Origin of the sequence: Haloferax sp. Atlit-48N (assembly GCF_003383015.2) — an archaeon.
Classification (GTDB): Archaea; Halobacteriota; Halobacteria; order Halobacteriales; family Haloferacaceae; genus Haloferax; species Haloferax volcanii.
This window is the reverse complement of record NZ_CP137689.1, coordinates 650,363-676,558: the sequence shown is the minus strand read 5'-3', so window position 1 is coordinate 676,558 and position 26,196 is coordinate 650,363. Positions and strand designations below refer to the sequence as shown.

At 68.5% G+C, this 26,196-nt stretch carries 31 protein-coding genes and 1 tRNA gene; 18 read left to right on the top strand and 14 right to left on the bottom strand.

Annotated elements, in window-relative coordinates; all coding sequences use genetic code 11:
- Positions 1-45: 45 nt before the first annotated feature.
- Entirely contained in the window at positions 46-891 is an 846-nt protein-coding gene (locus tag DEQ67_RS03750) for an SDR family oxidoreductase (protein WP_004064910.1), read from the top strand.
- Between the two features lie 63 nt (positions 892-954).
- On the opposite strand, the gene DEQ67_RS03745 is transcribed toward DEQ67_RS03750, so the two are convergent.
- Positions 955-2,184: an ArsA family ATPase gene (locus DEQ67_RS03745; RefSeq protein WP_115860303.1), complete on the bottom strand. Its 1,230-nt coding sequence runs from the start codon at positions 2,182-2,184 to the stop codon at positions 955-957.
- Positions 2,185-2,333: 149 nt separating this feature from the next.
- On the opposite strand from DEQ67_RS03745, the gene DEQ67_RS03740 reads away from it, so the two are divergent.
- Both DEQ67_RS03740 and DEQ67_RS03735 read left to right on the top strand, forming a co-directional pair.
- On the top strand, positions 2,334-2,864 hold the full coding sequence (locus tag DEQ67_RS03740; protein WP_004044214.1) for a CinA family protein: 531 nt from the start codon (positions 2,334-2,336) through the stop codon (positions 2,862-2,864).
- A gap of 70 nt (positions 2,865-2,934) precedes the next feature.
- Positions 2,935-3,459 carry a metal-dependent hydrolase gene (locus DEQ67_RS03735; protein ID WP_004064917.1) on the top strand — a complete coding sequence of 175 codons (525 nt, stop codon included), beginning with the start codon at positions 2,935-2,937 and terminating at the stop codon, positions 3,457-3,459.
- Positions 3,460-3,515: 56 nt separating this feature from the next.
- On the opposite strand, the gene DEQ67_RS03730 is transcribed toward DEQ67_RS03735, so the two are convergent.
- A complete protein-coding gene (locus tag DEQ67_RS03730) occupies positions 3,516-4,280 on the bottom strand; it encodes a PHP-associated domain-containing protein (RefSeq protein ID WP_188148151.1) in 765 nt (254 codons plus the stop codon).
- A gap of 98 nt (positions 4,281-4,378) precedes the next feature.
- Here DEQ67_RS03730 and DEQ67_RS03725 point away from each other — a divergent pair, with 98 nt between their 5' ends.
- Positions 4,379-4,681, top strand: coding sequence for a DUF7565 family protein (locus DEQ67_RS03725; protein ID WP_004044217.1), 303 nt, complete (start codon positions 4,379-4,381; stop codon positions 4,679-4,681).
- A 180-nt stretch (positions 4,682-4,861) separates the two neighbouring features.
- Here the strand turns inward: DEQ67_RS03725 and DEQ67_RS03720 are convergent, their stop codons facing one another.
- The 5 genes from DEQ67_RS03720 to DEQ67_RS03700 all read right to left on the bottom strand — a co-directional run bounded on the left by DEQ67_RS03720 (position 4,862) and on the right by DEQ67_RS03700 (position 9,455).
- Positions 4,862-5,314, bottom strand: coding sequence for a transcription elongation factor Spt5 (locus DEQ67_RS03720; protein ID WP_004044218.1), 453 nt, complete (start codon positions 5,312-5,314; stop codon positions 4,862-4,864).
- Between the two features lies 1 nt (position 5,315).
- Complete coding sequence (locus tag DEQ67_RS03715; protein WP_004044219.1) at positions 5,316-5,489, bottom strand: protein translocase SEC61 complex subunit gamma; 174 nt, start codon at positions 5,487-5,489, stop codon at positions 5,316-5,318.
- A gap of 180 nt (positions 5,490-5,669) precedes the next feature.
- Positions 5,670-6,809 carry a cell division protein FtsZ gene (gene ftsZ / locus DEQ67_RS03710; RefSeq protein WP_004064924.1) on the bottom strand — a complete coding sequence of 380 codons (1,140 nt, stop codon included), beginning with the start codon at positions 6,807-6,809 and terminating at the stop codon, positions 5,670-5,672.
- Positions 6,810-6,967: 158 nt separating this feature from the next.
- A complete protein-coding gene (locus tag DEQ67_RS03705) occupies positions 6,968-8,287 on the bottom strand; it encodes a D-aminoacyl-tRNA deacylase (protein WP_006600608.1) in 1,320 nt (439 codons plus the stop codon).
- 196 nt (positions 8,288-8,483) lie between these two features.
- A complete protein-coding gene (locus DEQ67_RS03700) occupies positions 8,484-9,455 on the bottom strand; it encodes a calcium/sodium antiporter (protein WP_004064932.1) in 972 nt (323 codons plus the stop codon).
- A 174-nt stretch (positions 9,456-9,629) separates the two neighbouring features.
- Here DEQ67_RS03700 and DEQ67_RS03695 point away from each other — a divergent pair, with 174 nt between their 5' ends.
- The 5 genes from DEQ67_RS03695 (at position 9,630) to DEQ67_RS03675 (ending at position 14,576) form a co-directional block, all read left to right on the top strand.
- The gene (locus tag DEQ67_RS03695; RefSeq protein ID WP_115802256.1) at positions 9,630-10,439 is read left to right on the top strand and encodes a shikimate dehydrogenase; all 810 of its coding nucleotides are present in this window, start codon (positions 9,630-9,632) and stop codon (positions 10,437-10,439) included.
- A gap of 44 nt (positions 10,440-10,483) precedes the next feature.
- The gene (locus DEQ67_RS03690) at positions 10,484-11,266 is read left to right on the top strand and encodes a helix-hairpin-helix domain-containing protein (protein WP_115891352.1); all 783 of its coding nucleotides are present in this window, start codon (positions 10,484-10,486) and stop codon (positions 11,264-11,266) included.
- A gap of 93 nt (positions 11,267-11,359) precedes the next feature.
- Positions 11,360-12,871: an aminodeoxychorismate synthase, component I gene (gene pabB, locus DEQ67_RS03685; RefSeq protein WP_115860307.1), complete on the top strand. Its 1,512-nt coding sequence runs from the start codon at positions 11,360-11,362 to the stop codon at positions 12,869-12,871.
- Positions 12,868-13,587: an anthranilate synthase component II gene (locus tag DEQ67_RS03680; protein WP_115860309.1), complete on the top strand. Its 720-nt coding sequence runs from the start codon at positions 12,868-12,870 to the stop codon at positions 13,585-13,587. The genes pabB and DEQ67_RS03680 overlap by 4 nt, the downstream gene beginning before the upstream one ends.
- Entirely contained in the window at positions 13,584-14,576 is a 993-nt protein-coding gene (locus tag DEQ67_RS03675) for an aminotransferase class IV (protein ID WP_115860311.1), read from the top strand. Before DEQ67_RS03680 ends, DEQ67_RS03675 begins: the two co-directional genes overlap by 4 nt.
- Before the next feature lie 30 nt (positions 14,577-14,606).
- Here DEQ67_RS03675 and DEQ67_RS03670 read toward each other — a convergent pair whose 3' ends face one another.
- The 4 genes from DEQ67_RS03670 to DEQ67_RS03655 form a co-directional block, all read right to left on the bottom strand.
- Positions 14,607-15,032: a Rieske (2Fe-2S) protein gene (locus tag DEQ67_RS03670; protein WP_004064939.1), complete on the bottom strand. Its 426-nt coding sequence runs from the start codon at positions 15,030-15,032 to the stop codon at positions 14,607-14,609.
- Positions 15,033-15,373: 341 nt separating this feature from the next.
- Positions 15,374-15,448, bottom strand: a tRNA-Met gene (locus tag DEQ67_RS03665).
- 60 nt (positions 15,449-15,508) lie between these two features.
- Positions 15,509-15,976, bottom strand: a complete 468-nt coding sequence (locus tag DEQ67_RS03660; protein WP_006600612.1) for a GtrA family protein — start codon at positions 15,974-15,976, stop codon at positions 15,509-15,511.
- Positions 15,969-16,754 carry a glycosyltransferase gene (locus tag DEQ67_RS03655; protein WP_115860313.1) on the bottom strand — a complete coding sequence of 262 codons (786 nt, stop codon included), beginning with the start codon at positions 16,752-16,754 and terminating at the stop codon, positions 15,969-15,971. Before DEQ67_RS03655 ends, DEQ67_RS03660 begins: the two co-directional genes overlap by 8 nt.
- 95 nt (positions 16,755-16,849) lie before the next feature.
- Here DEQ67_RS03655 and DEQ67_RS03650 point away from each other — a divergent pair, with 95 nt between their 5' ends.
- Positions 16,850-19,213 (top strand): DUF2298 domain-containing protein, encoded by a 2,364-nt coding sequence (locus DEQ67_RS03650; RefSeq protein WP_115860315.1) that lies wholly within the window; start codon positions 16,850-16,852, stop codon positions 19,211-19,213.
- On the opposite strand, the gene DEQ67_RS03645 is transcribed toward DEQ67_RS03650, so the two are convergent.
- The gene (locus tag DEQ67_RS03645; protein WP_004044233.1) at positions 19,210-19,470 is read right to left on the bottom strand and encodes an HAH_0734 family protein; all 261 of its coding nucleotides are present in this window, start codon (positions 19,468-19,470) and stop codon (positions 19,210-19,212) included. The genes DEQ67_RS03650 and DEQ67_RS03645 overlap by 4 nt on opposite strands.
- Before the next feature lie 202 nt (positions 19,471-19,672).
- Between DEQ67_RS03645 and DEQ67_RS03640 the strand changes: the two genes are divergently transcribed.
- Genes DEQ67_RS03640 through DEQ67_RS03620 form a run of 5 tightly spaced genes read left to right on the top strand, consistent with a single transcriptional unit; the run spans position 19,673 to position 21,989 of the window.
- Positions 19,673-19,954 (top strand): 50S ribosomal protein L44e, encoded by a 282-nt coding sequence (locus tag DEQ67_RS03640; protein WP_004044234.1) that lies wholly within the window; start codon positions 19,673-19,675, stop codon positions 19,952-19,954.
- Positions 19,955-19,957: 3 nt separating this feature from the next.
- Positions 19,958-20,152, top strand: a complete 195-nt coding sequence (locus tag DEQ67_RS03635; RefSeq protein ID WP_004044235.1) for a 30S ribosomal protein S27e — start codon at positions 19,958-19,960, stop codon at positions 20,150-20,152.
- An 18-nt stretch (positions 20,153-20,170) separates the two neighbouring features.
- The gene (locus DEQ67_RS03630; RefSeq protein WP_004044236.1) at positions 20,171-20,971 is read left to right on the top strand and encodes a translation initiation factor IF-2 subunit alpha; all 801 of its coding nucleotides are present in this window, start codon (positions 20,171-20,173) and stop codon (positions 20,969-20,971) included.
- Positions 20,972-20,975: 4 nt separating this feature from the next.
- Positions 20,976-21,167, top strand: a complete 192-nt coding sequence (locus tag DEQ67_RS03625) for an RNA-protein complex protein Nop10 (RefSeq protein WP_006600615.1) — start codon at positions 20,976-20,978, stop codon at positions 21,165-21,167.
- Between the two features lie 54 nt (positions 21,168-21,221).
- On the top strand, positions 21,222-21,989 hold the full coding sequence (locus tag DEQ67_RS03620) for a proteasome assembly chaperone family protein (protein ID WP_004064950.1): 768 nt from the start codon (positions 21,222-21,224) through the stop codon (positions 21,987-21,989).
- 45 nt (positions 21,990-22,034) lie between these two features.
- On the opposite strand, the gene DEQ67_RS03615 is transcribed toward DEQ67_RS03620, so the two are convergent.
- Positions 22,035-22,934 (bottom strand): PhzF family phenazine biosynthesis protein, encoded by a 900-nt coding sequence (locus tag DEQ67_RS03615; RefSeq protein ID WP_006600616.1) that lies wholly within the window; start codon positions 22,932-22,934, stop codon positions 22,035-22,037.
- A 121-nt stretch (positions 22,935-23,055) separates the two neighbouring features.
- On the bottom strand, positions 23,056-23,226 hold the full coding sequence (locus tag DEQ67_RS03610; RefSeq protein WP_199522542.1) for a DUF7563 family protein: 171 nt from the start codon (positions 23,224-23,226) through the stop codon (positions 23,056-23,058).
- A gap of 210 nt (positions 23,227-23,436) precedes the next feature.
- Here DEQ67_RS03610 and DEQ67_RS03605 point away from each other — a divergent pair, with 210 nt between their 5' ends.
- The 3 genes from DEQ67_RS03605 (at position 23,437) to mtnP (ending at position 26,193) form a co-directional block, all read left to right on the top strand.
- The gene (locus DEQ67_RS03605; RefSeq protein ID WP_004044241.1) at positions 23,437-24,150 is read left to right on the top strand and encodes a phosphoribosyltransferase; all 714 of its coding nucleotides are present in this window, start codon (positions 23,437-23,439) and stop codon (positions 24,148-24,150) included.
- Positions 24,151-24,291: 141 nt separating this feature from the next.
- On the top strand, positions 24,292-25,287 hold the full coding sequence (locus DEQ67_RS03600) for an AEC family transporter (RefSeq protein WP_004064954.1): 996 nt from the start codon (positions 24,292-24,294) through the stop codon (positions 25,285-25,287).
- 45 nt (positions 25,288-25,332) lie between these two features.
- Positions 25,333-26,193, top strand: coding sequence for an S-methyl-5'-thioadenosine phosphorylase (gene mtnP, locus DEQ67_RS03595; RefSeq protein WP_006600617.1), 861 nt, complete (start codon positions 25,333-25,335; stop codon positions 26,191-26,193).
- The last annotated feature ends 3 nt before the right edge of the window (positions 26,194-26,196 follow it).

Sequence of the window (26,196 nt, the reverse complement as noted above, 5' to 3'; positions counted from 1 at the left end):
TGGCGAACCGCGTACACTTAACAGCGCGCGGTTCGACCTACCGACGTGCATCAAAAGACGGTCCTCATCACCGGATGCTCCTCGGGAATCGGGCGCGCGACGGCGCTCGACTTCCTCGACGAGGAGTGGGAGGTCTACGCCACCGCCCGGAACCCGGCCGACATCGAGACGCTGGGGGAACGCGGCGCGAACATCGCGACGCTCGACGTGACCGACCAGGGGGACGTCGACCGCGTCGTCGACCGCATCGTCGACGAGCAGGGCCGCATCGACTGCCTCGTCAACAACGCCGGCTACGGCCAGATGGGCCCCGTCGAGGACGTGCCGACCGAGAAGGTCCACGACCAGTTCGACGTGAACGTCTACGGCCCGCACCGACTCGTCCGCGCCGTGTTGCCCCACATGCGCTCGCAGGGCGACGGCACCATCGTCAACGTCTCCAGCGTCGTCGGCCGCGTCGCCTTCCCCGGCACCGGCGTCTACGCCGGCTCGAAGTTCGCCCTCGAAGCGATGACCGACGCGCTCCGAACCGAAGTCGAGGAGTACGGCATCGACGCCGTCCTCATCGAACCCGGCCCGGTCGAGACGCAGTTCTCGAATCGCGTCGAAGCCGAGGTCAACGGAAACGGCGACGAGGCCGACGGCCTCGACCGCTCGGGCGCGTACGAGAAACTCTACAAACTGTTCGACGACTCGCAGGCGCTCGGCGGTAGCGGCCCCGGCGCGATTCCACCCGAACGGGTCGCGGAGGATATCGTCAACGCCGCGAGTTCGACCAAGCCGCGGGCGCGCTACCAGCCCGGCACGGTCGCCCGCGTCGGCGTCCTCGCGCGCTTCCTCCCCGACGCGTGGCGCGACGCGCTCTACGGTTTCGCTCGTAAACTGCCCTGAAACGCGCCGTCGCGGTCGGCCTTCGAAATCGTTCGTCTCGTTTCGTTTTGTTTCGTCTCGGCGTCAGTCGAGACAGGTCGCGACGACCCGAAGGGCGTCTTCGCCCTGTACCTGTTCCGCGAGCAGCGGCACCCGCTTCACGTCGCGGCCGCGGAAGAGGTTCGTCGCCGAGCGCAGCGCGTCCTGCTGGACCTGCCACCGACGCTGACAGAAGCCGCAGTTCTCCAAGTCCGGCGACTCTATCCACTCGGGGTCAACGTTTGCCACGTCCTCGACGGACTCCATGACGCGGTTGACGACGAGCGTCTGGACGGGGATGTCGAACTCGTCGAGCCGCGAGACGAGTCGCTTGGACTCCACGACGCTCATCTCCTCGGGAATCATGACGACGCGGAAGTCGGTCCGCGTCGGGTCCCGGAGGACCGCGCGCAGGCGCTCGATGCGCTCGCGGAGGTCGTCGAGGTCCGCCATCCTCGCTTGCGGGTCGTCGGGACCGCCGCCGAACATCCCCTTGAGGTTGTCCATCATGCCGGAAAAGCGCTGGCGCATGCGGGCGATGCGGCCGAGCATGGAGTCCATCAGTTCGGGGAGTTCGAGCAATCGGAGCGTGTGGCCCGTGGGCGCGGTGTCGACGACGACGCGGTCGAACCGCGGGTCGTCCATGTATTCGAGAAGCTGCTGCATCGCCGCGGCCTCGTCCGCGCCGGGCATCGGTCCGCCCATCCCCATCGGCCCGTCGCCGCCGAGGAGGTCTTCGAGACCGCCCATGCCGCCGCCCATCCCGCCGAACGGGGAGTCAGCGTCACCCGAGCCGCCGCCGGCGAAGGGGTTGTCGTCGTCGTACTCGCCGGTGTCGTAGTCGGTCTCGTCGTCGAAGCCCTCGTCCGCGCCGTCGCCGCCGGCGAACGGCCCTTCCATGACCGCGTCGGGGTCGATTTCGGCCGCGTAGAGGGGAATCTCCTCGCGGATGCGACTCGGCTTGTCCGGGACCGGCACGCCGAGCGTGTCGGACAGAGAGTGCGCGGGGTCCGTGGAGACGACGAGCGTCGCGGTGCCGTCGGCCGCGCTGGCGAGCGCCGTCGCCGCGGCCATCGTGGTCTTTCCGACGCCGCCCTTGCCGCCGTAGAGGACGTAGTCGGGCGCGTCGATACCATCGGGGAGGCCCTCGGTGTCGGTCGAGGCGACCTCGTCTGGGTCGGTGACTTCCACCTCGATTTCGGCCGGCCCGTCGTCGCCGGCGTCGTCGTCTTCGTCGGCGTCGGGTCGCTCCGTCGGCTCAACGTCGATGTCCATGTCGGACCCGACACCGCGGGGCTTTGTGTACTTCTCGGTCTCGGAACCGCCGGAGGACTTTTGCCCGGTCGCGCCGGTCCCGACCGCGGCACTACCCCCGCAGATGGCCTCCCCGTCCGCTTTTGTCCCGACCGCCCGTGGTCGGTCGTATGCGCGAGTTCGCATCCGACCCGCCCGAGGAGGTCCGCGCCGGCGACGCCCTCCGCGAGGCGGGCCACACCGTCGCCGTCGCGGAGTCCTGTACCGGCGGCCTCATCGGGTCGCTCCTGACCGACGTGCCCGGCTCCAGCGACTACTTCGACCGCTCGCTCGTCACCTACTCCTACGACGCCAAGCGCCACGAACTGGCGGTCTCGCGGGAGTCGCTGGACGAACACGGGGCCGTCTCCGAGGCCGTCGCCCGCGAGATGGCCGCCGGCGTCCGCGACGTGGCCGACGCGACGTGGGGGCTGGCGACGACGGGCATCGCCGGGCCGGAGGGCGGCCTCCCCGGCAAGCCGGTCGGCACCGTCTTCGTCGGCGTCGCCTTCGCCGCGCCGTGGGGGTCCGGCGACTCCTACGCCCGCGTCGAGCGCTTCGAGTACGACGGGTCGCGGACGCAGGTGAAAGAACGGATTGCGCGCGGGGCGCTGGCGCTCCTCCGCGAGGAAATCGAATCCGAGTCCGTCACGACCGGCTGAGCCGGCCGCACGGCCGCCGTCGGTCGGTTCCGTGGGAAAGCTTTGTATCCCGCCGGACCAGTCTGCATCCATGAACAAGAAGGGACACGTGCTCAACGCCATCCTGTTGGCGCTCGGGCTCGGCGTCATCCTCACCGTGGACCCGCGGTCGTTCGAACCGACGATGGATTCGGCGTTCCTCCTCGCTCAGAAAATCGGCCAACTGTCGCTTCCGGTCGTCCTCGGCGCGCTGTTTCCCGACGTGGACACCGCCTTCGGCAAGCACCGCAAGACGCTCCACAACCTCCCGGTGCTGGTGATATTCCTCGCGTTCCCGCTCGTCTTCGACAACCTCCAGTTCGTCTGGATTGGCGTCGCCACCCATTACGTCCTCGACATGGTCGGCTCGAAGCGCGGCATCGCGCTGTTCTACCCGCTGTCGCCGCAGGAGTACGACCTGCCGACCGGCGTGGCGACCAGTTCGAAACACGCCGACGCGGTGACCGTCGTCGTCACGGTCGCCGAACTCGGCGTTCTCGCGGGCGTCCACTACTTCCTCTTTTCGCTCGACGTGTCCCTCGCGGACGCCGCGGCGTCGTTCACCGCGGTGGTCTGAGGGCGGGGCGGCCGCAACGCTGGCGCGGTCGGGCGCGCTCGAAGATATGTTGCGAATCAGTAGACGCTCACGTCGTCGAACCGGCCGTCGTAGGCGATGTGATTCGGGTGTGTCGGCTCCATCCCCGAGAGCAGGAGTCGGTCGATTTTCCCCCACGAGTTCTCGTAGCCGAGGTGGGCGAACTCGGCCGCGCCGCGGAACCCGTGGGAGACGCCGGTGCGGCGGACGACCCGACGTTCGGCCCCCTCGCGGAGCGCGGCGACGAGGTCGGCCTCGGAGTCGATGTCGCGGTCGAACTCGGTCCACGCCTCACCGACGGTGCCACGGAGGTGCGCGTACGACGACGCGAAGCCGGGCAGCCCCGTCTCGCGGGCGATGTCGCGCCCGCGGCGGTTGTCCCGCGGCAGGGCCTTCGTGTTGTACGTCTCGACGGCGTCGATGTCGTCGCGGCGGGCGGCCACGTCCTCGGCGGTGAGACTCACCGTCAGGAACGTCGGGTGGGGGACGAGCGTCGCCGCGCCCTGCCGGTCGAACTCCGCGAAGGCTCCGTCGAGAGTGATGAAGTCGGGAACGGGGTCCGAGAGCCCGACCGCGAGGACGTGTTTGCGGTCGCGCCACGACCCCGTGAACACCTCGCGGGCGGGGACGACGAGCAGGTCGTCGTCGGAGAATCGCGCCGCGCGGGCGCGAGCGTCGGGCAGGCGGACGAAGTGCGGCGCGTAGACGAGCACGTCGATGCCGCGGGCTTTCGCGCGAGAGACCACCCGCTCGTCGAGAATCTTCACGTGCATATCGACCCGCGTCGTCGTGGTCGCGCTCACACGATACGGTCGGGTCAGCCACCAGTTAGTGGTTGCTATTTGTCGAACGGCGGCCGGTCGAAGAAACGGTTTTGTGGCTCACGGCCGTCGGGGGGAACATGTCCCGGTGGAAGTGCGGCATCGAAGGGTGTGACGGTCGGTTCGAAGACGTGGAAAGCGCGGTCATCCACCAGACGGTGGACCACGAGCGCCACGAGTGCAAGGTGTGTGGGACGGTCGTTCCCGAGGGCTACTTCGCGATTCGCCACGCCTTCGACGAGCACACCCGCGCCGAGTTCGTCCGCGCGTACGACGCCGATTCCTCGGCCGTCCGCATCCGCGAGGACGTGAAAGACGCCGTCGAGGCGGACGCGGACCTCAACAGCGTCGTCGAGACGCTCCGCGAGCGGGGCGCGCTGTAAGACCACGCGAGACCGGCGGGTCGCGGTCGCGGTGGGACGCGACGCTGCTCGCCCGAGACGGCGCTCGTCGGGGACTGTCGGGGGACATGGGAGTCGCCGGGGACGCGCGGCTACACCGCTCGTCACGCGCTGCGTCGAGCCGAAAACTGAGAGAGAAGAACCCTTCGTCGGGGCGGACGCTTACCGCTCTTCGGAGTCGAGGACGCGAATCTGGTCGCCGCGGACGGTGACCGGAATCGGAACCGTCGCCTCGTACAGTTCGACGGTGACCTGGTCTTTCGTCTCGTCGATGCGCTGGACGCGCGCCTTCTCGCCTTTGAACGGGCCGGCGATGAGCTCGACGATGTCGCCCTCCGCGATACCCTCCACGTCCGGCGTCGGCGAGAGGAAGTGCTCGACTTCGGCCATGCTGGAGGTGCCGACCGCGCCGCCGCTCTCGACGAGGCCGCGAGCGTGGGGAATCTCTTCGAGGACACGCGTGACGATGCCGTCGTCGTCGGCCTCGACCATCACGTAGCTCGTGAGCGAGTCGGGCGCGAGGACGGCGTGAATCTGTTCGAACTCCTTCGTCGCGATCATGTCCGCAACCGTCTGCTCCTGGCGAGCAGTGGTCTTCACGGCGAAGATGGGCATCTCAGACCCCTCCGGGGAGGAAGCTCATGACCGCGAAGATGATGAAGCCGAGCAGTCCGACGAGGAAGATACCCGCGCCGGCGATTTTGGAGATTTGGGAGAACTCCTGCCAGGACGGGGTGCTCGCGAGTTTCAACACGCGAACGTAGCTGTTCAGATCGTACTTGACGTCCATGTTGCTGGGGCCTACGGCGTCGGGCTTTTTCTATCTATTGATGCACCGGCGGGTGGGATTCGGAGCCGAACGCGGGCGAAAACGCCGGATTCGACGGCGTGACGCCGCTGTGCGGAACCTGAGCGGAGCGAAAAGGAAGCGCGTCGAGACCGCGAGCGCGGTGCGTGCGGGACGACTCGACTACTCGACGTAGTCGATGTCTTCGAGACGCTCTTCGGCCTGCGCCTGTGCCTCGCCGTTGCGGCCGTAGATTTGGGGCGACTCGACGCCGGTGACGACGATCATCGTCCGCATCATGCCTTCGAGTTCGTCGTCGACGGAGGTCCCCCAGATGATGCGCGCGTCGGGGTCGATGCGGTCGTAAATCTCCTCGACGACGCCCTCGGCCTCCTCGATGCTCATGTCCGAACCGCCGGTGACGTTGACGAGCGCGGAGTTCGCGCCGGAGATGTCCACGTCGAGAAGCGGCGAGCGGAGGGCGGACTTGACGGACTCCTGAGCCTTGGACTCGGAGTCGGACTCGCCGAGACCGATCATGGCGACGCCGCCGCGCTCCATGACGGTCTTCACGTCGGCGAAGTCGAGGTTGACGAGACCGGGCTTGGTGATGAGTTCGGTGATGCCCTTGACCGAGCGCATCAGCACCTCGTCGGAGACCTTGAACGCCTGCCGGACGGGGAGTTTGCCCACGGCGTCGAGCAGGCGGTCGTTCGGGACGACGATGACCGTGTCCGACACGTCGCGGAGCCGTTCGAGACCGGCCTCGGCGTTCGTCCGTCGCACCTCGCCTTCGGCCGTAAAGGGCGTCGTGACGATGGCGATGGTGAGCGCGCCCGACTCGCGGGCCGCCTTGGCGACGACGGGAGCCGAACCGGTGCCGGTGCCGCCGCCGAGTCCGGCGGTGACGAACACCATGTCGGAGCCCTCAATGGCGTCGTAAATCTCCTCTTGGGATTCGAGGGCGGCCTCCTCACCGACCTGCGGGAGCGAGCCCGCGCCGCGGCCCTGGGTCTTCTGCTCGCCCATGAGAATCTTCGTATCGGCCCCGATTTCCACGAGGTGCTGCACGTCGGTGTTGGCGGCGACGAGCTTCGCCCCCTTGATTCCCTCCTCGTGCATCCGGTTGACGGTGTTACCGCCGGCACCGCCGCACCCGACCACCGTGATGTTGGTCTGGAGGTCTTTGAGAACCGCTTTCAGTTCGTCGTCAGTCATCGTCCCGGACCGGTTGATGTTGGCCGCGCCGTCGACCTGAGCCGACTCATCCCCCATGTCCTCGGCCTCGGCCTCGTCAATTGCGTCGCCGACGATAGAGTCCATATTTATGGAGACGGTTTACGGAGGACGACTAATTATCTTTCCCCCTTGCGTCAGACATCTGTCCGACGCGCCGTCGATTCGTGCCGAAACGTGACATGTGAGCCCGCGGCACAGACCGTCTCTCCGGCCGAAATCGGTCGGCCGCCTCCCGATGGCGACTACACCGAGAACTCGACGAGCCGCTCTTTCGACACGTCCTCGGGCGCGACGGTCTCGCCGTCGACCTCGACGGACTGCCCGGCCGAGAGCTTGCCGAACGCCGGCCCCTCGGGGACGCCGAACTCGCGTGCGGCGGCGGGGTCGAAGGCGCGCGTGGTCGCCGTGACCGCCCCGTCGTCGCGGACGACGCTGTCGTATTTCTCGCGCAGCACGTCGCAGAGCCGCGACACGAGTTCGTCGTAGCCGTCGCCCGCGACCGCGGCGCGGCCCACCGCGCGCGTGCCGCCCTCGGTCGTGTGGAAGGCGACGGTGGTCTCGCGGACGGCGGAGAGCGCGGCGTCGAGGTCGATGCCCTGCGCCTCGCCGAGCAGGCCGTCGGGCAGCGAGACGACCTCGTAGTCGTCGGCGTCGACGCGCGCGCCGAAGCGGAGGCCCTCCTCGACGGTCGTCACGTCGGCTTCGAGGGCGGCGACGCGGTCGAGGGGGACGCCCGCGGTCTCGCGGACCCACGTCTCGGAGACGACCCGGAACCCCTCGGCTTCGAGGGCGGCCGCGAGGTCGTCGCGGTCGCCGTCGACCAGCGCGAGGTCGGCCGCCGACGCCTCGAACGCCCGGCGGAGCACGTCGCGGTTGTCCTCGGGCGCGCCCATCGCCTTGAGTTGCCAGTCGGCGGCGATGTGGCCGACGCGCCAGTCGGTCTCGTTGAGGACGCGCTCGAACCGCGGGGCGTAGTGGCCGCCGCCGAAGCCGACGAGTTGGCGGTCCGCGTCGGGCGCGACGCCCTCGATGTCGAGGACGGCCGCCGCGACCGCGCGGGCTCCCTCGGGGTCGCCCCACTGCGCCTCGTCGCTGCCGAGTTCGACGAACATCGAGGGAACCGTCGGCTCGGTCGGACCGTGGTGGGTCGCCTCGATGCCGACTTCGTAGCCGTCGGGGGCACGGTCGCGGAGCGCCTCGATGACGGCGCGCTGGGCGTTAGGGCACGCGCGGGCGAATCGACCGGGGTCGCCGCCGTAGTCGGCGGGGCCGAAGTTCCCGGTGAAGTGCGCGGTCAGAAGCGGGCCGGTCTCGCCGGCGTGCCGGGAGACGACGACGAGGAGGTCGAGGTCGGCGTCGAACGCCGCGGCGGGGTCGTCGAGGTCGATGTGCAGGTCGTCGAACTCGCGGAGTTCGAAGCCGTCCCGGGCGAAGACGGTGCCGCCGCCGTCGGCGTCGGGTCGGTCCCCGTCGGTTCGTTCGTCCCAGTCGGCGAGTTCGAGCAGGTGCTCGCCGATGTGAACCGATGCGCTGTCGGCGCGGCTGACGACGATTCCAATCACGGTACGAGGGTCGCCGAGGGCGGCGAAAAGGGCGTCGGAAGCGGCGAGGGCGGCCGGTCGGTCCTCGACCGCGGCCGGGACCTCGGTCGCGCCGTCGTCGCCGCGGACGCGCCGGTCATTGGCGACCGCGGAGGTCGTGGCCCCGAACTCTCCCGAGACGGGCGCGAGTGACGAATGTCACCGCGACAGACACCGATTACGGGAGGATGAGCCAGAAGAAGACGAGATAGCCGCCGACGAGGATGCCGCCGTCGAATCGGGACACGTTGTGGTTGCGGAGCATCAGCGCGATGACCCCGAAAGTGAACGCGAGGAGCGCCGGGAAGTCCAGCGAGATAGTGCTCGCGGGGACGTTCACGGGGACCATGATGGCGAGGATGCCGAGGACGGCGACGACGTTGTAGATGTTCGAGCCGACGACGTTGCCGATGCTGAACTCCGACTCGCCGCGGACCGCGCTGATGACCGACGCCGCGAGTTCGGGCAGCGACGTGCCGAACGCGAGGACGGTCAGCCCGATGAATCGCGGACCGAACCCGAAGGCTTCGAGCAGTCCCTGCCCGCCCTGAATGAGCCAGTTCGAGCCGACGAACAGGAGGAGCAACCCGAGACCGAGATAGAGCACGTCCTTGAACTGCGCGGACACCTCGTCTTCGTCTTCGATGTCGATTTCGTCCGTGCCGAGGGCGTCGGCCTTCGCGGACCGCGCGCGGTAGAGCAGATAGCCCGTGAACGCGACGAGGATGAGCAGGAGGACGACCCCGTCGGCGGCGCTGAGGTTTCCGTCCATGCCGAGCGCGACGAGCGCGACCGCCGCGGCGATCATAAACGGGACGTGTCGGCGGAGCGTCGTCGTCGAGACGCCCATCGGCTGGATGAGCGCCGAGATGCCGAGCACGAGACCGATGTTGGCGATGTTGGAGCCGACGATGGCACCGAGTCCGAGGTCGGCGCTGTATCCCAACCCGCTCAGGACCGCGACGAACAGTTCTGGCGTCGTCGTCGCGAACGCGACGATAGTCACACCGACGATAGCCGCCCGGAGACCGAGACCGATTGCGAGTCGGGAAGCGCCCTCGACGAGCGCTTCGGCCCCGAGATAAAGCCCGACGATACCCGCCACGAGGAGCGCGGTATCGAAGGAAAGCAAGGTTGCGAGTGCCGACATACGCGGGAGTAGACCCACGGGAGACCAAAAGCGCGCCGGTACACGGTACGCCCGCGACGAACTCTCACGGGAGCGCGAAACCGGCCGCCTACCGGTCTCGCAAGCGCGGTCCGAGTCCCGGCGGAATCCGACGCGGGCGGGCGAGTTATATCGTCGGCAGGTCACCTCCCGCCCATGCAAGTCTACGGTCTCGTCGGCAACCCGGTCGGCCACTCGCTGTCGCCGCCGATGCACGAGGCGGCCTACGAGGAAACCGGCCTCGACGCGCGGTACGTCACGTTCGAACCCGCCCGCGACGACATCGCGGCCGCCGTCGGCGGCGCGGACGCCCTCGGCGTCTCGGGGCTGAACGTCACCATCCCGTTCAAACAGGACGTGCTCGAACTGGTCGACCCCGACCCGCTGGCCGAACGCATCGGCGCGGTCAACACGGTCGATTTCGGCGGGGAGACGCCGACGGGCTACAACACCGACGCGGCGGGCGTCACCCGGTCGTTCGAGCGCCACGGCGTCGACCTCGACGGGACGGACGCCGTGGTCGTCGGTGCCGGCGGGGCGGGTCGCGCCGCCGCGTTCGCCCTCGCCGACGCCGGCGCGTCGGTCCACGTCGCCAACCGGACCGCCGAAACCGCGGTCGAACTCGCCGCGGCCGTCCCCGGTGCGACCGGCGGCGGACTGGACACGCTCGACCGGATTCGGGAGGCGGACGCCCTCGTCAACGCGACCAGCGTCGGGATGGAGTCGCCCGACGAGACGCCCGTCTCCGCGGAGTACCTCCACGGCGACCTCGCCGTGCTCGACGCGGTCTACACGCCGCTTGAAACGCGACTCCTCCGCGAGGCGGCCGCGGCCGGCGCGGTCACCATCGACGGCGCGTGGATGCTCCTCTTGCAGGGCGTCGAAGCGTTCGAACTGTGGACCGGCCGCGACGCCCCCGTCGAGTCGATGAACGCCGCGCTCCGGAACCACCTCGAAAGCGACTGAGGCCGCCGGTTTTTAAATAACGGGATTGCATAGGAGAAGGTAACATGGGCTTGCTTGACACTATTTCGTCGTTCTTGAAATCCCTCGTTGGTGGCGACTCGTCGTCCTCCTCGTCGGACGGACGTGACGACACGGCGACCGTTACGGTCGAACGCGACACCAGAACCGAGCGCGAGGAGCCGGACACCGAAACCGAGGCCGCGGTGAAAGAGTCGGTCGAGGAGACAGAATCGGCGGACGAGACGGCGGACGAAGAGGCCGACGACGCGGTCGAACCCGAGGCCGACGCGGAGCCCCACGCGGACGACGAGGACACCCGCGACGACGCCGAGGTGGCGGCCGACGCCATCGAGGAAGCCGAACCGGAGGACGAAGCAGTCGAACCGGAGCCTGAGTCCGAGTCCGAGGTCGAAGTCGAAGTCGACGGCGAACCTGAGGTCGAGGGCGAACCGGAACTCGAAGACGAGGACGAGTCTGAATCCGCCGACGCCGACGAGGACGAGGACGAGGACGAGGACGAGGACGAAGACGAACCCGAGGAATCGGACGAAGAAGGGACCGAAGCGGAAGACGCGACCGAGGACGAGGAATCCGACGGCGCGGAGGTCGAAGACGAAGAGTCCGACGACGAGACGGCCGACGACGCCGACGCGCCCACCGTCGACACGATTCGCGGCATCGGCCCGGCGTACGCCGAACGCCTCTCGGAAATCGGCATCGAGACCATCGCGGACCTCGCGGCGGCCGACGCCGACGAGGTCGGCGACGAAATCGACGTGTCACCGAAGCGGGTCCAGCGCTGGATCGACCGCGCCGGCGAGGCGTAACCGACGCGGCTGTTCTCCCGACTGACGACCGCTTTCGACAGCTCGTCGATACGTCGCGAAACCGTTTACCCGGCGGACGGACTGGTGTGGGTAATGACCGCACCGACCGTCGTCACCGACCGCGACGACTTTCGCGCGACCGCCGCGGTCGCGTCACCCGGCGCGCGCGTCCCCGTCGAGGTCCGCGTCGCCGTCTCGGACCCCTTCGACGCCTATCGACGCGCCCGCCGGGATGCCGGCGGCTTCTTCTACGAGACGACCGGCGGGCAACCCGGCTGGGGGGCCTTCGGCGTCGACCCCGCGGAGCGCCTGACCGCTGACGCCCCGACCGACGACTGGGGAGACCCCGGCGTCGACACCGCACCGAGCCTCGCCGCGCTCGAATCGTTCGTCGATTCGGAGACGCTCGTCCGCGGCGACTGCGACGCGCCGTACCCCTGCGGCCTGTTCGGCTGGCTCTCGTACGACGCGGCCCGCGAACTCGAATCGCTCCCCGAGCAGACGACCGACGACCGGGGACTCCCGCACCTGCAACTCGGCCTGTACGACCTCGTGGCGTCGTGGGCGGAACCCCGGCCCGACGACGGCGAGACGACGCTTCGCGTCACCTGCTGTCCGGCCGTCGAGGCCGACGAGAACCTCGACGCCGTCTACGACGAAGCCCGAGCGCGCGCGACCGACCTCGCCGTCGAAGCGGTCGAAGGCGACCCCGCGCCCGTCTCCGCGCCCGTCGAGGCCGACGAGGCGACGTTCGAGAGCGCCTGCGGCCGGGAGGCGTTCGCTGATCGCGTCCGCGCCGCGAAGGGGTACGTCCGCGACGGCGACACGTTTCAGGCGAACCTCTCGCAGCGACTCGTCGCGCCCGCCGCGGTCCATCCGGTGGACGCCTACGCGGCGCTCCGGAAGGTCAACCCCGCGCCGTACTCCGGCCTACTCGAACTCCCCGGCGTCGACCTCGTGAGCGCCAGCCCCGAGCTCCTCTTGCGCGTCGAGGGCGACCGCCTCGTCACCGAACCCATCGCCGGCACCCGCCCGCGGGGGGCGACGCCCGAGGAAGACGAGGCGCTTGAGGCCGACCTGACGGCCGACGAGAAGGAGCGCGCCGAACACGCGATGCTCGTCGACCTCGAACGCAACGACCTCGGGAAAGTCTCGGAATACGGGTCGGTCGAGGTGACGGAGTACCGCCGGGTAGACCGCTACTCGGAGGTGATGCATCTCGTCTCGCTGGTCGAGGGGACCCGCCGCGAGGGGACCAGTCTGGCCGACGCCATCGCCGCGGTGTTCCCCGGTGGGACCATCACGGGCGCGCCGAAGCCCCGGACGATGGACATAATCGACGAGCTCGAAGCCACCCGGCGCGGCCCCTACACCGGGAGCATGTTCGCCGTCGGCTTCGACGACCGCGCGGTGCTGAACATCGTCATCCGGACGCTCGTCCGCTTCGAGGACGAGTACCACCTCCGCGTCGGCGCGGGCATCGTCCACGATTCGGACCCCCAACGCGAGTACGACGAGACGCTGGCGAAGGCGCGGGCGCTCATCACCGCCATCGACGAGGCGCTGGGCGAGCGCGCGAACATGACCGTGGGGACGGAGCGATGACGCGCATCCTCGTCGTCGACAACTACGACTCGTTCGCCTACAACCTCGTGCAGTACGTCGGCGAGGCGGTCTCCGAGGCGCGGGGTGGTGACGAGAGCGCGGATGGGAGCAGTTCGGACGGCTCAGACGACGTGCTCGTCTATCGCAACGACGCGCTCTCGACCGACGACGTGCGCGACATCGACCCGGACGGCATCGTCGTCTCGCCCGGACCCGGCACCCCCGCGGAGGCCGGCGTCTCGGTGTCGGTCTTCCGCGACCTCGACTACCCGACGCTCGGCGTCTGTCTCGGCCACCAGTCGCTGTGTGCCGCCCTCGGGAGTCGCGTCGGCCACGCGCCCCACGTCGTCCACGGGAAGCCCTCGCTCGTCGAACACGACGGCGCAGGGGTCTTTTCGGGGCTGCCCGACCGAATCGAGGTCGGCCGCTACCACTCGCTCGCGGTCGAACACGAGGACGTCCCACCCGAGTTGGCGGTGACCGCCTACACGGTCGCAGAAGGGTCCGAGGCCGGGGGTTCGGACGGCGACACGGGAACCGAGGGCGACGAACCCGCGGTCGTGATGGGCGTTCGCCACCGCGAGAAGCCCCACGTCGGCGTGCAGTTCCACCCCGAAAGCATCCTCACCGATTCGGGGAAGGACATCGTCCGCAACTTCGTCGCGCTCGCCGCGGGCGACGGCCCGGCGGCAGCGGCGTGGGAGGGAGAGCGATGAGCGACGACGGAGTTGGAGACGGCGATGGCGACGCCGACGCCGACACCGGTGGGCGGTCGCTTCGCTACCACGTCGACGGCGAGCTCGTCCCCGCCGAGTCGGCGTCGATTCCGGTCACGGACCGCGGCTTCCTCTACGGTGACGCGGCCTTCGAGACGCTCCGCGCCTACGGCGGCGAGGTGTTCCACTGGGACGCCCACGCCGACCGACTGGCCGAGACGTGCGACGCGCTCGGGATGGACCACGGCCTGTCCGACGACGACCTTCGCGCGCGAATCGACGAGACGCTGGCGGCGAACGACCTCGACGAGGCGTACGTCAGGCTCTCGGTCACCCGCGGCAGTCAGGGTGGCCGCCTCACGCCGGCCGAGGCGGTCGACCCCCGCGTGGTCGTCATCGTGGAACCGCTCTCCCGCGGCGGCCGCGGCTCCGACCCGGTGTGGGACGGCCCCGCGACGGTCCAGACGGTCAAGACCCGGCGCATCCCCGACCGGTCGCTCCCCACGCGGGCGAAGACGCACAACTACCTCAACGGCATCCTCGCCCGCGTCGAACTCCGCGTCACCGGCGCGGACGAGGCGCTCATGCTCGACGCCGACGGCTACGTCACCGAGGGCGCGACGAGCAACCTCTTTTTCGTCGACGATAACGCGCTCTGCACGCCGAGTCTCGACGGGCCGGTCCTCCCCGGCATCACCCGGCGCGTCGTCCTCGACCTCGCCCGGCAGGAGGGCATCCCGATTCGGGAACGGCGCTTCACGCCGGACGACGTGCGCGACGCGAACGAGGCGTTCCTCACGAACTCGACGTGGGAACTCCGACCCGTAGAGACGGTCGACGGCATCGAAGTCGGTGACGGCCCGGTGACGAAACTGCTCTCGCGGCTCTACGACGACTACGTGGAGCGACGCCACTACGGCGGCGACGGGGGCAGCGATGACGCCGACAACGGTGGCGACGCCGACAGCGTCGGCGGCGACGAGAACTGAGAACTGCTGTCGCTCCCGCCGCGCTCGCCCTCAGAACTCGACGTTCGAACTCGAACTCCGGTCGGCCGGGTCGGTCTCGATTTCGCCCTGCCCGACGTAGTCGAACTCGTCGTCCGAGAGGAAGACGTGGTCGCCGTCGACCGTGATATCGAGGTCGTCGAGCACCGCGCCCTCGCAGGGGCCGTAGTTGCAGTAGCCCGTGTCGGCCTCGAAGTACGCGCCGTGATTCTGGCAGATGACCTCGCCGTTGCGCATCGGCGCGCCCGACCCCTTGTCGAGTTTGATGTGCGTCAAGTGCATGCAGTAGTTCAGCCAGCCTTGGATGCCGTCGTCGGTGCGCACGAGGATGGCCTCGCGTTCCTCGGCGTCGGCGTCGTCGGCCGCGCGGACCCGAAAGAGAAAGGTCGTGTCGTCGGGCACGTCGCCCACCGCGCAGATTCGTTCGAGGTCGCTCATTGTGCTCTCGTTGGGTCGGGGTCGAAAATCTCCTTCGAAAGCGGTCAACTGGTGGGCAGTCGCTCTTGTTGTGAGAAAGGAAGGGGGGATTTGAACGACGCGACTCTCGCTTCGTTCGAGTCTCTGGTTCAAACTACCTGTTGCGAGTACCACGGAAAACGGGCCGCCGCAGCGCGATAAACCGCCCCGCTTGGGGCGTCGTTTTCAGGAGAATAGCGGGAGGTAGATTTGAACCCCGGTCGCTGACGCTCCCCGGTTCAAATCTACTGCGCTATGAGGCCGACCTCGTGGGCCGCGCCGAGCCGAGACTCGGCGCTTAGGAGTTGAGGTCGGCAAAACCATAGCGGGAGGTAGATTTGAACTACCGATCTCCGGGTTATGAGCCCGGCGGAATCTCCTGGCTATCCCATCCCGCTGAATCAACAAACGAGTCTGCTATTGTTAAGACTTCTGTTTCGGGAGCCGTGTGTCAATTTTCACCGTGAGTCGCGCTGACTCGAACGGGTCGCGATGCGCCACGTGAACAGGCTTTCTGCGACGTAGTTCAGGAGCATCGACGCGCCGATAGCGAGGGGCAGCGGGATGAGTTCCCAGAGGTCGATACCGGCGACCTGAATCGACAGCGGTACCTCCCCGAGCGCCCGGACGACGAGCACCTGCACGAGGAGGCCGCCGCTCCGCACGAGGTTCGACTTCACGAAGCGCCGGACCTTCGCGGTGAGCAGGTCCGAGCCCGCGCCCGCGAACGTCCAGCGGTCGTTGATGACGAACATGACGACGATTGCCAACTCCGCGCCGGCGAGCTTCGCGAGTTCGTTGGCGACGCCGAAAAAGACGATGAGGAGACTGCTCAGAGAGAGGTCGAACACCGCGCCGACCGCACCCACGGAGGCGAATTTGCCGAAGCGAGTGCCGGAGACGAGCGCCGAGAGCCGGTCAGTCATCCGCGACCTCCGTCGAGAACTGCTCGACGAGGGTCCGTTCGTCGCTCCGCGCGTCGATGAGTTCGTGGAGGCGGTCCTCGCGAATCGTCCGGGCGCGGTGGCGCGACCGGAGCAACCCGCGGGCCATCTTGACCGTCGTGTCGACCGGCGAGACCGTCGAGTTCGGCTGGTCCTCCCAGACGACCGGCACCTCGGCCACGCGGTGGCCGAACGCCCCCGAGACGGCGATGAGTTCGATGTCCCACGCGAACCCCGGCTCGTACAGGTGGGTCCGAACGTCGTTCCACGCCGCGGCGGTGACGGCCTTCGCGCCGCACTGGTAGTCGTACAACGGGACCTCGGTCAGGTGGCGGGCCAGCCACGCGAAGCCGTCGCCGAGGTAGCGCCGCGCGACCGTCTGATGGGAGGCGACGGTCGCGTTCGGGTGGCGGCGCGACCCTACCGCGAGGTCGGCACCGTCGCGGACGGCGGCGACGACATCGGCCATCGACGCGGCCGGCGTGCTCCCGTCGGCGTCGGCGAACGCGAGGATATCCGTGCGAAGCGATTCGAACCCGGCGGTGATGGCCGCGCCCTTGCCGCGGCGGGTGTCGACGTCGTTCACGCGGGCGACGGCGGGGAGGGCGTCGAGGGCGTCGAGCGTCTCGGGCCGCGGCGCGTCGAGTTCGACGCGGACCGCATCGGGGTCCAGCGACTCGACGAGGGCGTGGACGTAGGGGACCAGACGCTCGGGGTCTGGTCGATAGGCGGGGACCACCACCCCGACAGACTGCGACATGCACGACCATTCACTCAATGGGGTAAAAAGCGAACCGCTCTGGCCGCACCGGCCATCACAAAACGTATTGCATCCGCGGCGCAGTCAACGGATAGATGGAGTACGCCCTCGTTGTCCGGTGGTTACTGCTGTTCGCAGCCCTCTGGGCGGTCGGCCTTCCCCTCTCGGCCCGCCTGTTTCGCCGCCTCCCCGGCCGCGGCGCCGGACTCGCCCTCCCCGTCTCGCTCGTCGCGTTGACCCTCCCAGCCTACTACGTCGGCCACCTCTCGTTCGGCCCCGTCGCCCTCGTCGCCGGCGTCGGGACGCTCCTCGTCGCGTCCGCGGTCGCGGGCCTCGACTTCGGCGCGCTTCGCCGCGGCGACCGCCGACTCGCACTCGGCCTCGACATCGACCGACGCGCCGTCGCCGACGCGGCCGCGGTGTTCCTCGTCGCCTTCCTGTTCGCCGTGGCGCTCCGCGCGCTCGACCCGGCGGTCCACGCCGGCGGCGGCGAGAAGTTCCTCGACTTCGGCCTCCTCCAGTCGCTCGCCCGCGCGTCGGTCCTCCCGCCGGAGGATATGTGGTTCGCCGGCGAGCCGGTCCGCTACTACTACGGCGGTCACCTCGCGTCGATTCTCCTCGCGCGGCTCACCGCCACCGACCCGTCGTTCGCCTACAACCTCGCGCTCGCCGGCTTCTTCGGGGTCCTCGTCACTGCGGCGTTCGAACTCGGGCGCGGCGTCGCAACTGCCGCGGGCGCGAACGGTCGGCTCGGCGGCCTGCTGTCGGCGTTCTTCGTCGGCTTCGCCAGCAACCTCGTCACCGCGGGGCGGTTTCTCCTCGCCGCGCTCCCCGAGGGGTTGCGCCGGCCCGTCGCGCGGGCCGTCGCCGAGCGGTCGCAATACACCGTCGAGCAGGTGCTCGCCGGGGCCTCGAACTTCTCGTACTGGAGCGCGAGCCGCGTGATTCCGGGCACCATCAACGAGTTCCCGCTCTTCGCGTGGCTCAACGGCGACCTCCACGCCCACATGATGGGCACGCCGTTTCTGCTCCTCGCGGCCGGCCTCGCCTTCGCGTACTTCCGGACGCCTGAAGAGGCGGTCGGTGAGCGCCGACGCCTCGTCGCCGCGACGACGCTCGTCGGCGCGTTCCAAGTCGTCGTCGACACGTGGAGTTTCCCGTCGGTGTTCGGCGTGCTGTTTCTCGGGATAGTCTTCGCGCCCGCACGCCCGTGGACGTTATTTCCGGGGCGAGAGCGCGTTCGCTCGGCCGTCGGCGGCTCGGCGGTCGCGGGCGAACTCGCCCGCCTCGGCGGCACGGTCGCGGCGGTCGGACTCGCGGGCGTCGCCGCCACCGTCCTCGCCAGTCCGTTCCTCCTCGGCGCGGTCGCGGGCGGGGGAAGCGCCCGGACGGTCGAGCTTCTGTCGCCCGACCAGCGAAGCGGGTTCGGCGCGCTGGCGCTCGTCCACGGGGCGTTCCTCGCGGCGTTCGCGGGCTACTACGTCCGCCGCCTCGGCGCGCAGGACGGACTCGGCGGGCGCGAGTGGGCCGTCCTCGTCGGGAGCTTCGCGGCGCTGACCGTCGTCGCGGCCGCCCAGTCGTTCGCCGCGCTCGCGCTCGTCGCGCCCCTCGTCGCCGTCGGCTGGGTGCTCCTCCGGTTCGCCGACGACCCGCGGTTCGAAACGGTGCTCGTCGTCGCCGGCGCGGGCCTCGTGATGCTCGTCGAACTCGTCTACGTGAACGAGCAGGCCGGGCCCGGGCGGATGAACACGGTGTTCAAGACGTACATGCAGGTGTGGGTGCTCTGGGGGAGCGTAATGGGGGCCGTGTTGGCCGGCTTCGTCGGCGACGCGGTCGCCGCGAGCGACGTGTCGCTCCCGAGGGTCGACCTCGGCGTCCGCGGAGGCGCGGTCAGCGCCGTCGGCGTTGGCTTCGTCGTTCTCCTCGTGGCCTCCACGTCGGTGTACGGCGGGCTGGCCGTCACCGAACACACCGGCTCGGCCAGAGAAGAGGCGACGCTGGACGCGACGGCCTTCGCAGACTGGCGGCACGAAAACGAGTCGACGGCCATCGCGTGGCTCGACGAGACCGTCGAGGGCAACCCGACGATGCTCACCGCGCCGGGGACGAAGTGGTCCGAGGCGGTGACAGACAAACGCGAGGACGTCATGTACGACTGGCGCGGGAATCCCGAATCGAGCCTGACGGGCGTCCCGACGGTCGCCGGCTGGGCGCACGAAGTCGGCTACCGCGGCCCCGACGCGTACTACGACCGCGTGCGCGACGTGGACGCGATGTACGTCGGCAACGAGTCGACGCGGGCGCGGCTCGTCGAGCGCTACGACGTGCAGTACGTGTGGGTCGGGCCGGGCGAGCGCGCCCGCTACGGGGAGATAGAGACGGACGTGGCGTGGCTGACGCCGGTCCACCGGTCGGGGTCGGTCGCGGTCTACGAGGTAGAAGAAGCGAGACTACCTTAGGCCGCGCCGCGCTCGCGGACGACCTCGACGGCCTCGGCGTCGACGCCCTCGGTTTCGAGCCAGTGCGGGACGAACTCGCGCTTTTCGAACGTCTCGCGCTCGTCTTCCGTGCCGGCGGTACACCACAGCTGGACGCGGTCGGGACCGTGCCAGTCGCCCTGCCGGTCGACCGAAAACAGGACGTACTCCTCGCCGTCGTACTCGATGACGCCGTCGCGCCGGACGCCGGGGTCGCCGTGGATGATGAGCTTCTTCATGTGCCGGGATTGGCACAGTCACCGCTTAATCGCTTCGGCTTCCGGCGTGCGGTGTGCGACGGGGGAGACCGCGGACGGTGCAGTCACCGTGGGCTGCCCACACGTAACACGGCGAACGCCCGGTCACGGCGGGTTCAGGGGCCGCGTCGAACCAAACGGGTTTTAACGGGCCACACCAAAACCCACCACAAGGTCGATATCTATGCAGATGCCACGCCGTTTCAACACGTACTGCCCGAACTGCAAGGGTCACCACGAACACGAAGTGGAGAAGGTCCGGACGGGACGCCCGACCGGAATGAAGTGGAACGCCCGTCAGACGCGACGCGGCAAAGCCACTATCGGTAACGCCGGTAAGTTCTCCAAGGTGCCCGGTGGCGACAAGCCGACGAAGAAGACCCACCTGAAGTACATCTGCTCCGACTGCGGCAAGGCCCACATGCGCGAGGGCTGGCGCGCCGGTCGCCTGGAGTTCCAGGAGTAAATCATGGCAGGAAACTTCTACAAGGTCGCGTGCAGCGACTGCGAGAACGAACAGGTCGTCTTCGGAAAAGCCTCCTCGGTCGTCAACTGCGCCGTCTGCGGGACGACCCTCGCCACGCCGACCGGCGGCAACGCCGAGTTCCACGGCGAGGTCGTCGAGACGGTCGAGCGTCGCGACAGCGACGAACTTGAGGCGTAACTCCCTGGAGGACCTCGTATGAAGTACAGCGGATGGCCTGACCCCGGCGAACTCGTCGTCGGAAAGGTAGACGACATCGCGGACTTCGGCGTCTTCGTCGACCTCGAAGAGTACGAAGACAAACGCGGCCTCTGCCACATCAGCGAGGTCGCCAGCGGATGGATCAAGAACGTTCGCGACCACGTCCGCGAGGGACAGACAGTCGTCGCTAAAGTGCTCGAAGTCAACGAGAGTTCCCAGCAGATAGACCTCTCGATTAAGGACGTCAACGAGCACCAGCGCAAAGAGAAGATTCAGGAGTGGAAAAACGAGCAGAAGGCCGACAAGTGGATGGCGCTGGCGTTCGGCGAGGACATCGCCGACGACCGCTACCAGTCCATCGCCAACGCCCTGCTCGCGGAGTTCGAGTCGCTGTACGACGGCTTCGAGCAGGCCGCGATTCACGGTATCGAGGCGCTCGACGGCGTCGAACTCGACGACGACGAACTCGAAACCATCGTCGAGACCGCGCGTCAGAACGTGTCGGTCCCCTACGTCAACGTCACCGGCTACGTCGACCTGCGCTCGCCCGCTGGCGACGGCGTCGACGACGTGAAGGAGGCCCTCAAGGCCGCCGAGGGCGACGGCGAAATCGGCGACGAAATCGAACTGTCGGTCACGTACGTCGGCGCGCCCGAGTACCGCGTCAAGGTCAAAGCGCCCGACTACAAGACCGCCGAGACGGAGCTCGAATCGAGCGTCGCGCGGGCCCGCGAAGCCATCGAGGCCGCGGGCGGCACCGCGGAGTACCACCGCGAACGCAGCGGCGACGAAGAGTAATCGAATGAAATCAGACATCCGGGTGTGCAGCGCGTGGCGCGACCGCCACGACCGCCCGGTGTACTCGCTTTCTGAGACCTGTCCGGAGTGCGGCGCCGCCACCGAGAACAGCGCGCCCGCACCCTACAATCCCGAGGACCCCCACGGCGAGTACCGCCGCGCGCGGAAGCGCCGCCTCGCCGAGGAGTCGGAGTAGCCTCCGTCTTCGGCTACCGACGCTCTCTTAACCGGCGCGGCCGCCACTACGTGCATGGACGACATCGAAATCGAGGCTGTCGAGGAGGTCGACCTCACCGACCCAGTCCTCATCGAGGGGCTGCCGGGCGTCGGCAACGTCGGCAAACTCGCCGTCGAGCACCTGCTGGAGGAGTTCGAGGAGGCCACGCTGGTCCGCCGCGTCTACGCCGACGCGTTCCCGCCGCAGGTGAGCATCGACGAGGGCGTCGCCGAGCTGACCCACGTCGCGATTCACGCCGTCGAGACGCCCGGCGAGGGACCGGACCTGCTGCTTCTCACGGGCGACCACCAGGCGCAGTCGAACGAGGGCCACTACCACCTCACCGACACCTTCCTCGACATCGCCGAGGAGTTCGGCGTCGAGCGCCTGTTCGCGCTGGGCGGCGTCCCGACCGGCGAACTCGTCGACGAGCCGTCGGTCCTCGGGGCCGTCGCCGACGAGTCCCGCCTCGACGAACTCGACGAGGCGGGCATCGAGTTCCGCGAGGGCGAACCCGCCGGCGGCGTCGTCGGCGTCTCCGGCCTCCTTCTCGGCCTCGGCGGCCGCCGCGGCCTCGACGCGACCTGCCTGATGGGCGAGACGAGCGGCTACCTCGTCGACCCCCAGAGCGCGCAAGTCGTCATCGAAGTCTTACAGGACCTCCTCCAGTTCAGCGTCGACTTCGAGTCGCTCGAAGAGCGCGCAGAGGAGATGAAGGAAGTCGCCGCGAAGATTCAGGAGATGCAACAGCAACAGCAGGGGAGCATCGCCAGCGACGACGACCTCCGGTACATCGGCTGAGGCCGCCTCGGCCCTCGCGGCCCGTCTCGTTTTCAGCCCGGAGAGTCAGGCTTCGATGATGTCGTCGTCCGCGAACTCCGGGACGACGATTTCGCCGTCGAGCGACTGCACCGCGCGGCCGCCGACGCGTATCTCAGCGCCGACCTGCACGCGGACGGTTCCCGGTCGGTCCACGAAGTGGCCCTGTTCGAATCGGAGTTCGTCGGGCATCGAGTCGAACGCGCCGACCTGCCGGAGGTACGCGCCGCACGCGCCGGCGGCGGTTCCGGTCGCGGGGTCCTCGGAGATGCCGATGCCGGGAGCGAAACACCGCGCGTGAAGCGTGGAGTCGCCGTCGATAGCGTCGAAGGTGTAGGCGTAGACGCCCGCCGCGTCGTGTTCGGCCGCGAGGTCTGCGATGGCGGCGTCGTCCGGGTCCGCAGCCGAGAGGTGTTCGAGGAAGTTGACCGGGACGACGAGGAAGGGAAGCCCGGTGGAGGCGACCGCGACGGGGAGGTCAGCGCCCACGTCGCGGAGGGCGGCGTCGTCGACGCCGAGCGCCGCCGCGAGGCGGTCGTAGTCGACCTCCAAGGGCCGGACCGTCGGGGCGTCCTGCGTCATCCACACCTCGCCGAGGTCACCGAGTTCGATGTCGAGGGTGCCGACGTTCGTCTCCAAGGTGTGCGTCCCCGGTTCGAGGTCGCGTTCGGCCGCGAGGTGGGCGTGGGCCGCGATAGTCGCGTGGCCGCAGAGGTCGACTTCCTGTTGGGGCGTGAAATAGCGGATGCGGCGGTCCGCGGCGGCCGACGAGCAGACGAACGCCGTCTCGCTCGCGCCGAGTTCGGCGGCGATGGCGCGCATCTGTTCCGCGTCGAGTCCGTCGGCGTCGGGGACGACTCCGGCCGCGTTACCGGACAGCGGTTCGGTCGTGAAGGCGTCGACGAGGAGGGCGCGTCGGCTATCCATGGAAAGGCGCACTACACGGCGATGTATCAAACCAGCGGGTCGGCGGTCGGGTCGTATGAGAAGGGAGGAGGGCGATACGAGCGGGCGCGGTCCGGGCGCGAGTTGGTCGACCGCGACCGATTCACGCGCGGGTCCACCGGACGCGGCCGCTCGTTTGAGCTGCGCCGTCGCCCTGCGTCACTTCGCGCATGTTCATACAGGCTGGACACCCGACGACCTCGTCCATGTCGTTGCCGAAGACGCGGACGAAATCGCGGGAGACGAACTCACCACAGTTACCACACGTGTGCATTCTATTTCACCTACAAATCCGCATACTCCGGCACTCGATATAACTATGTCCCTTGTTAACATGCGTTAGTATCCGCCTGAACGTCTGGTTCTCCGGTTAGTCACCGAATAACGTCGGTTCGGGGGGTTTTGGCACGCCGACACACGGGCGGGCCGAGTCGTACAGATTAAAGGGCGTCAGGCGCGGCAGTACGCACGGTGAACGGAAGATATGGGCGACCTCCCCGACGAGTTTAACTGTACTATCACGAACTGGGAGTACATCTACGGCCTCTGCCGCGACGTTTCCGACGAGGTCAAAACGTCCGAGTTCGAACCCGACGTCATCGTCGCGTTGGCCCGCGGCGGCTGGTTCGCGGGCCGGTGTATCTGCGATTTCCTCGGGCTGGACGACCTGACGAGCCTGAAGATGGAACACTACGTCGGGACGGCCCAGAAGTCGAACGAGCCGGAGGTCCGCTACCCGATGCCGGAAGGCAGCGTCGAGGGCAAGGACGTGCTCATCATCGACGACATCGCCGACACCGGCGGCTCCATCAAGCGCGCACACGAGTACGTCAACGAGCGCAACGCGGGCGAGGTCCGGACCGCGACGCTCCAACTCCTCCAGACCAGCGAGTTCGAACCCGACTACGTCGGCGAGCGCCTCGAAGAGTGGGCGTGGGTCGTCTACCCGTGGAACTTCATCGAGGACATGATAGACCTCACCTCGGGCGTCATGGCGAAAGCCGACGACGACACGTTCGAACTCGAAGACATCCGCCACTACCTCGCGGAGTTCCACGACGTGGACCGCATCGAGATGGAAATCGCCCAACCCGACCGGATGCCGGAAGTCATGTCCGAGATGGAGCGCCGCGGCTACGTCGAGTCCACCGGCGACGGCGCGTGGCGTCTCCTCGAAAACGACGGCGTCGGGGCCTGAAACCGGCTCGTTCGGTCCGCCCGGCTTCGTTCGACCTCGCGCTCCTTCTCGGGTCCGCTTCGACACCCAGTTTCGGCTGTCTCTCCGGCCGCCTGCGTCCGAGTTCCGTCGGGACTCGCTCGAAGCGAAACGTTCGTTTGCGTGACGCGCTTCGGCACGCGCATGTCGCTGTTTTCTATCTTCGCCGGCGCGCTCCTGCCGATTCTCGCCATCGGCGCGGTGGGCTTTCTCCTCGGTCGCGTCCGCGACGTGGACCCCGAACCGCTCAACACGGTCACGGTGTACGTCCTCGCGCCGGTCCTCGTGTTTTACAGCCTCGCGACGACCGAACTCGCCGGCGAGACGCTGGCCGCCCTCACCGCCGGCGTCGTCGCCTACCACGTCGCCATGCTCCTCGTCGCGGGCGGCGTCGCCCGACTCGCGGGGATTTCCGACCCCCTCCTCGGCGCGCTCGTCCTCGTCGCCGCCTTCCCGAACTCGGGGAACTACGGCATCCCCGTCAGCTCCTTTGCCTTCGGCGATACCGGCCGCTCGACGGCCGTCGTCTACCTCGCCGTCCAGAGCGTCCTCATCTACACGCTGGGCGTGTATATCGCCGGACGCGGAGCCGACCGCGACGACGCCCCGCCGGGGTGGCGCGTCGGCCTCGAACGCATCGTCCGAATCCCGCTCGTCTACGCCGTCGTCGCCGCGCTCGCCGCTCGCTGGCTCGGCGTCGTCCCGCCGACGGGCGTCCCCGCGATGGAGACGCTCAGGCTCGTCGGCGACTCGTCGATTCCGATGATGCTCCTCATCCTCGGCATCCAACTCGCGGGTGCCGACCTCGGCTCGACGCTCTCGGAGGTCGGCGTCGTCGCCGCGCTCAAGATAGTCGTCGCGCCCGCGGTCGCGGTCGGCGTCGCGCTCGTCGCCGGCTTCGGCGACCCGACGGTCGCGCGGACGTTCGTCCTCGAATCCGCGATGCCCGCCGCGGTCACGCCGCTCATCCTCGTCGCGGAGTTCGGCGACGCCTCGGGAACCGGCTCTGCCACCTCGCTCGCCGAGTTCGTCTCCGCGGCCGTCTTCGCGACGACGCTCCTCAGCGTGCCCGCGCTCTCGGTGCTCATCTACCTCTTGAACCACGGCTTCGTGGTGTAGCGCCCGTTTCGCCACGATTTTGTGCGCCCTCCCCGACCTTCGAGTATGAAAATCGGATTCATCGGTGGCAGCGGTATCTACGAGGCGCTCCCGCTGGAGAACACCCGCGAGGAACCCGTCGAGACGCCGTTCGGCGAACCCTCGACGACGCCCGTCGTCGGCGAGTTCGGTGACACCGGCCGCGAGGTCGTCTTCCTCCCGCGACACGGCCCGGACCACCAGCACTCGCCGACGACGCTCCCCTACCGCGCGAACATCTTCGCGCTGAAGCAGCTCGGCGTCACCCACGTCCTCGCCAGCAACGCCGTCGGCAGCCTCAAAGAGGACCTGCCGCCGCAGACGCTCGTCGTCCCCGACCAGATTTACGACCGCACGAAACACCGCCCCTTGACGTTCTTCGACGAGGGCATCGTCGTCCACCAGCCCTTCGCGATGCCGTACGACGAGGAACTCGTCTCCATCCTCGCCGAGGCCGCCGAAGAGGCGACCGACGCGCAGGTCCAAGAAGGTGGCACCTACGTCTGCATCGAGGGGCCGTCGTACTCCACGAAGGCCGAAAGCGAACACTACCGCGCGCAGGGCTGGGACGTCATCGGCATGACGACCATCCCCGAGGCCAAACTCGCCCGCGAGGCCGAGATGGCCTACGCGACCATCACCGGCGTCACCGACTACGACGTCTGGAAGGACGACAGCGAAGTCACCCTCGACGAGGTGCTGAAGAACGCCGCCGCCAACGAGGAGGCCATCAAGGAGACCGTCGAGGCCGCCATCCGCAAGATTCCCGACGGCCACGAGACCGACAGTCACTCCGCGCTCGAAGGGACCATCAACACGCCCGACGAGGCCATCCCCGCCGAGACGAAAGCAAAGCTCGCGCCACTCATCGACGAGTACGTCGACTGAGCC

Coding starts and splice junctions, on each gene's coding strand:
- DEQ67_RS03690 (WP_115891352.1), top strand. CDS start 10,484: ATGGGCTTGCTTGACACTATTTCGTCGTTCTTGAAATCCCTCGTTGGT.
- DEQ67_RS03740 (WP_004044214.1), top strand. CDS start 2,334: ATGCGCGAGTTCGCATCCGACCCGCCCGAGGAGGTCCGCGCCGGCGAC.
- DEQ67_RS03640 (WP_004044234.1), top strand. CDS start 19,673: ATGCAGATGCCACGCCGTTTCAACACGTACTGCCCGAACTGCAAGGGT.
- DEQ67_RS03745 (WP_115860303.1), bottom strand. CDS start 2,184: ATGGACATCGACGTTGAGCCGACGGAGCGACCCGACGCCGACGAAGAC.
- DEQ67_RS03695 (WP_115802256.1), top strand. CDS start 9,630: ATGCAAGTCTACGGTCTCGTCGGCAACCCGGTCGGCCACTCGCTGTCG.
- DEQ67_RS03670 (WP_004064939.1), bottom strand. CDS start 15,032: ATGAGCGACCTCGAACGAATCTGCGCGGTGGGCGACGTGCCCGACGAC.
- DEQ67_RS03720 (WP_004044218.1), bottom strand. CDS start 5,314: ATGCCCATCTTCGCCGTGAAGACCACTGCTCGCCAGGAGCAGACGGTT.
- DEQ67_RS03630 (WP_004044236.1), top strand. CDS start 20,171: ATGAAGTACAGCGGATGGCCTGACCCCGGCGAACTCGTCGTCGGAAAG.
- DEQ67_RS03735 (WP_004064917.1), top strand. CDS start 2,935: ATGAACAAGAAGGGACACGTGCTCAACGCCATCCTGTTGGCGCTCGGG.
- DEQ67_RS03680 (WP_115860309.1), top strand. CDS start 12,868: ATGACGCGCATCCTCGTCGTCGACAACTACGACTCGTTCGCCTACAAC.
- DEQ67_RS03605 (WP_004044241.1), top strand. CDS start 23,437: ATGGGCGACCTCCCCGACGAGTTTAACTGTACTATCACGAACTGGGAG.
- DEQ67_RS03650 (WP_115860315.1), top strand. CDS start 16,850: ATGGAGTACGCCCTCGTTGTCCGGTGGTTACTGCTGTTCGCAGCCCTC.
- DEQ67_RS03655 (WP_115860313.1), bottom strand. CDS start 16,754: ATGTCGCAGTCTGTCGGGGTGGTGGTCCCCGCCTATCGACCAGACCCC.
- DEQ67_RS03675 (WP_115860311.1), top strand. CDS start 13,584: ATGAGCGACGACGGAGTTGGAGACGGCGATGGCGACGCCGACGCCGAC.
- DEQ67_RS03635 (WP_004044235.1), top strand. CDS start 19,958: ATGGCAGGAAACTTCTACAAGGTCGCGTGCAGCGACTGCGAGAACGAA.
- DEQ67_RS03615 (WP_006600616.1), bottom strand. CDS start 22,934: ATGGATAGCCGACGCGCCCTCCTCGTCGACGCCTTCACGACCGAACCG.
- DEQ67_RS03715 (WP_004044219.1), bottom strand. CDS start 5,489: ATGGACGTCAAGTACGATCTGAACAGCTACGTTCGCGTGTTGAAACTC.
- DEQ67_RS03610 (WP_199522542.1), bottom strand. CDS start 23,226: ATGCACACGTGTGGTAACTGTGGTGAGTTCGTCTCCCGCGATTTCGTC.
- pabB (WP_115860307.1), top strand. CDS start 11,360: ATGACCGCACCGACCGTCGTCACCGACCGCGACGACTTTCGCGCGACC.
- DEQ67_RS03660 (WP_006600612.1), bottom strand. CDS start 15,976: ATGACTGACCGGCTCTCGGCGCTCGTCTCCGGCACTCGCTTCGGCAAA.
- DEQ67_RS03625 (WP_006600615.1), top strand. CDS start 20,976: ATGAAATCAGACATCCGGGTGTGCAGCGCGTGGCGCGACCGCCACGAC.
- DEQ67_RS03725 (WP_004044217.1), top strand. CDS start 4,379: ATGTCCCGGTGGAAGTGCGGCATCGAAGGGTGTGACGGTCGGTTCGAA.
- DEQ67_RS03645 (WP_004044233.1), bottom strand. CDS start 19,470: ATGAAGAAGCTCATCATCCACGGCGACCCCGGCGTCCGGCGCGACGGC.
- DEQ67_RS03620 (WP_004064950.1), top strand. CDS start 21,222: ATGGACGACATCGAAATCGAGGCTGTCGAGGAGGTCGACCTCACCGAC.
- DEQ67_RS03700 (WP_004064932.1), bottom strand. CDS start 9,455: ATGTCGGCACTCGCAACCTTGCTTTCCTTCGATACCGCGCTCCTCGTG.
- ftsZ (WP_004064924.1), bottom strand. CDS start 6,809: ATGGACTCTATCGTCGGCGACGCAATTGACGAGGCCGAGGCCGAGGAC.
- mtnP (WP_006600617.1), top strand. CDS start 25,333: ATGAAAATCGGATTCATCGGTGGCAGCGGTATCTACGAGGCGCTCCCG.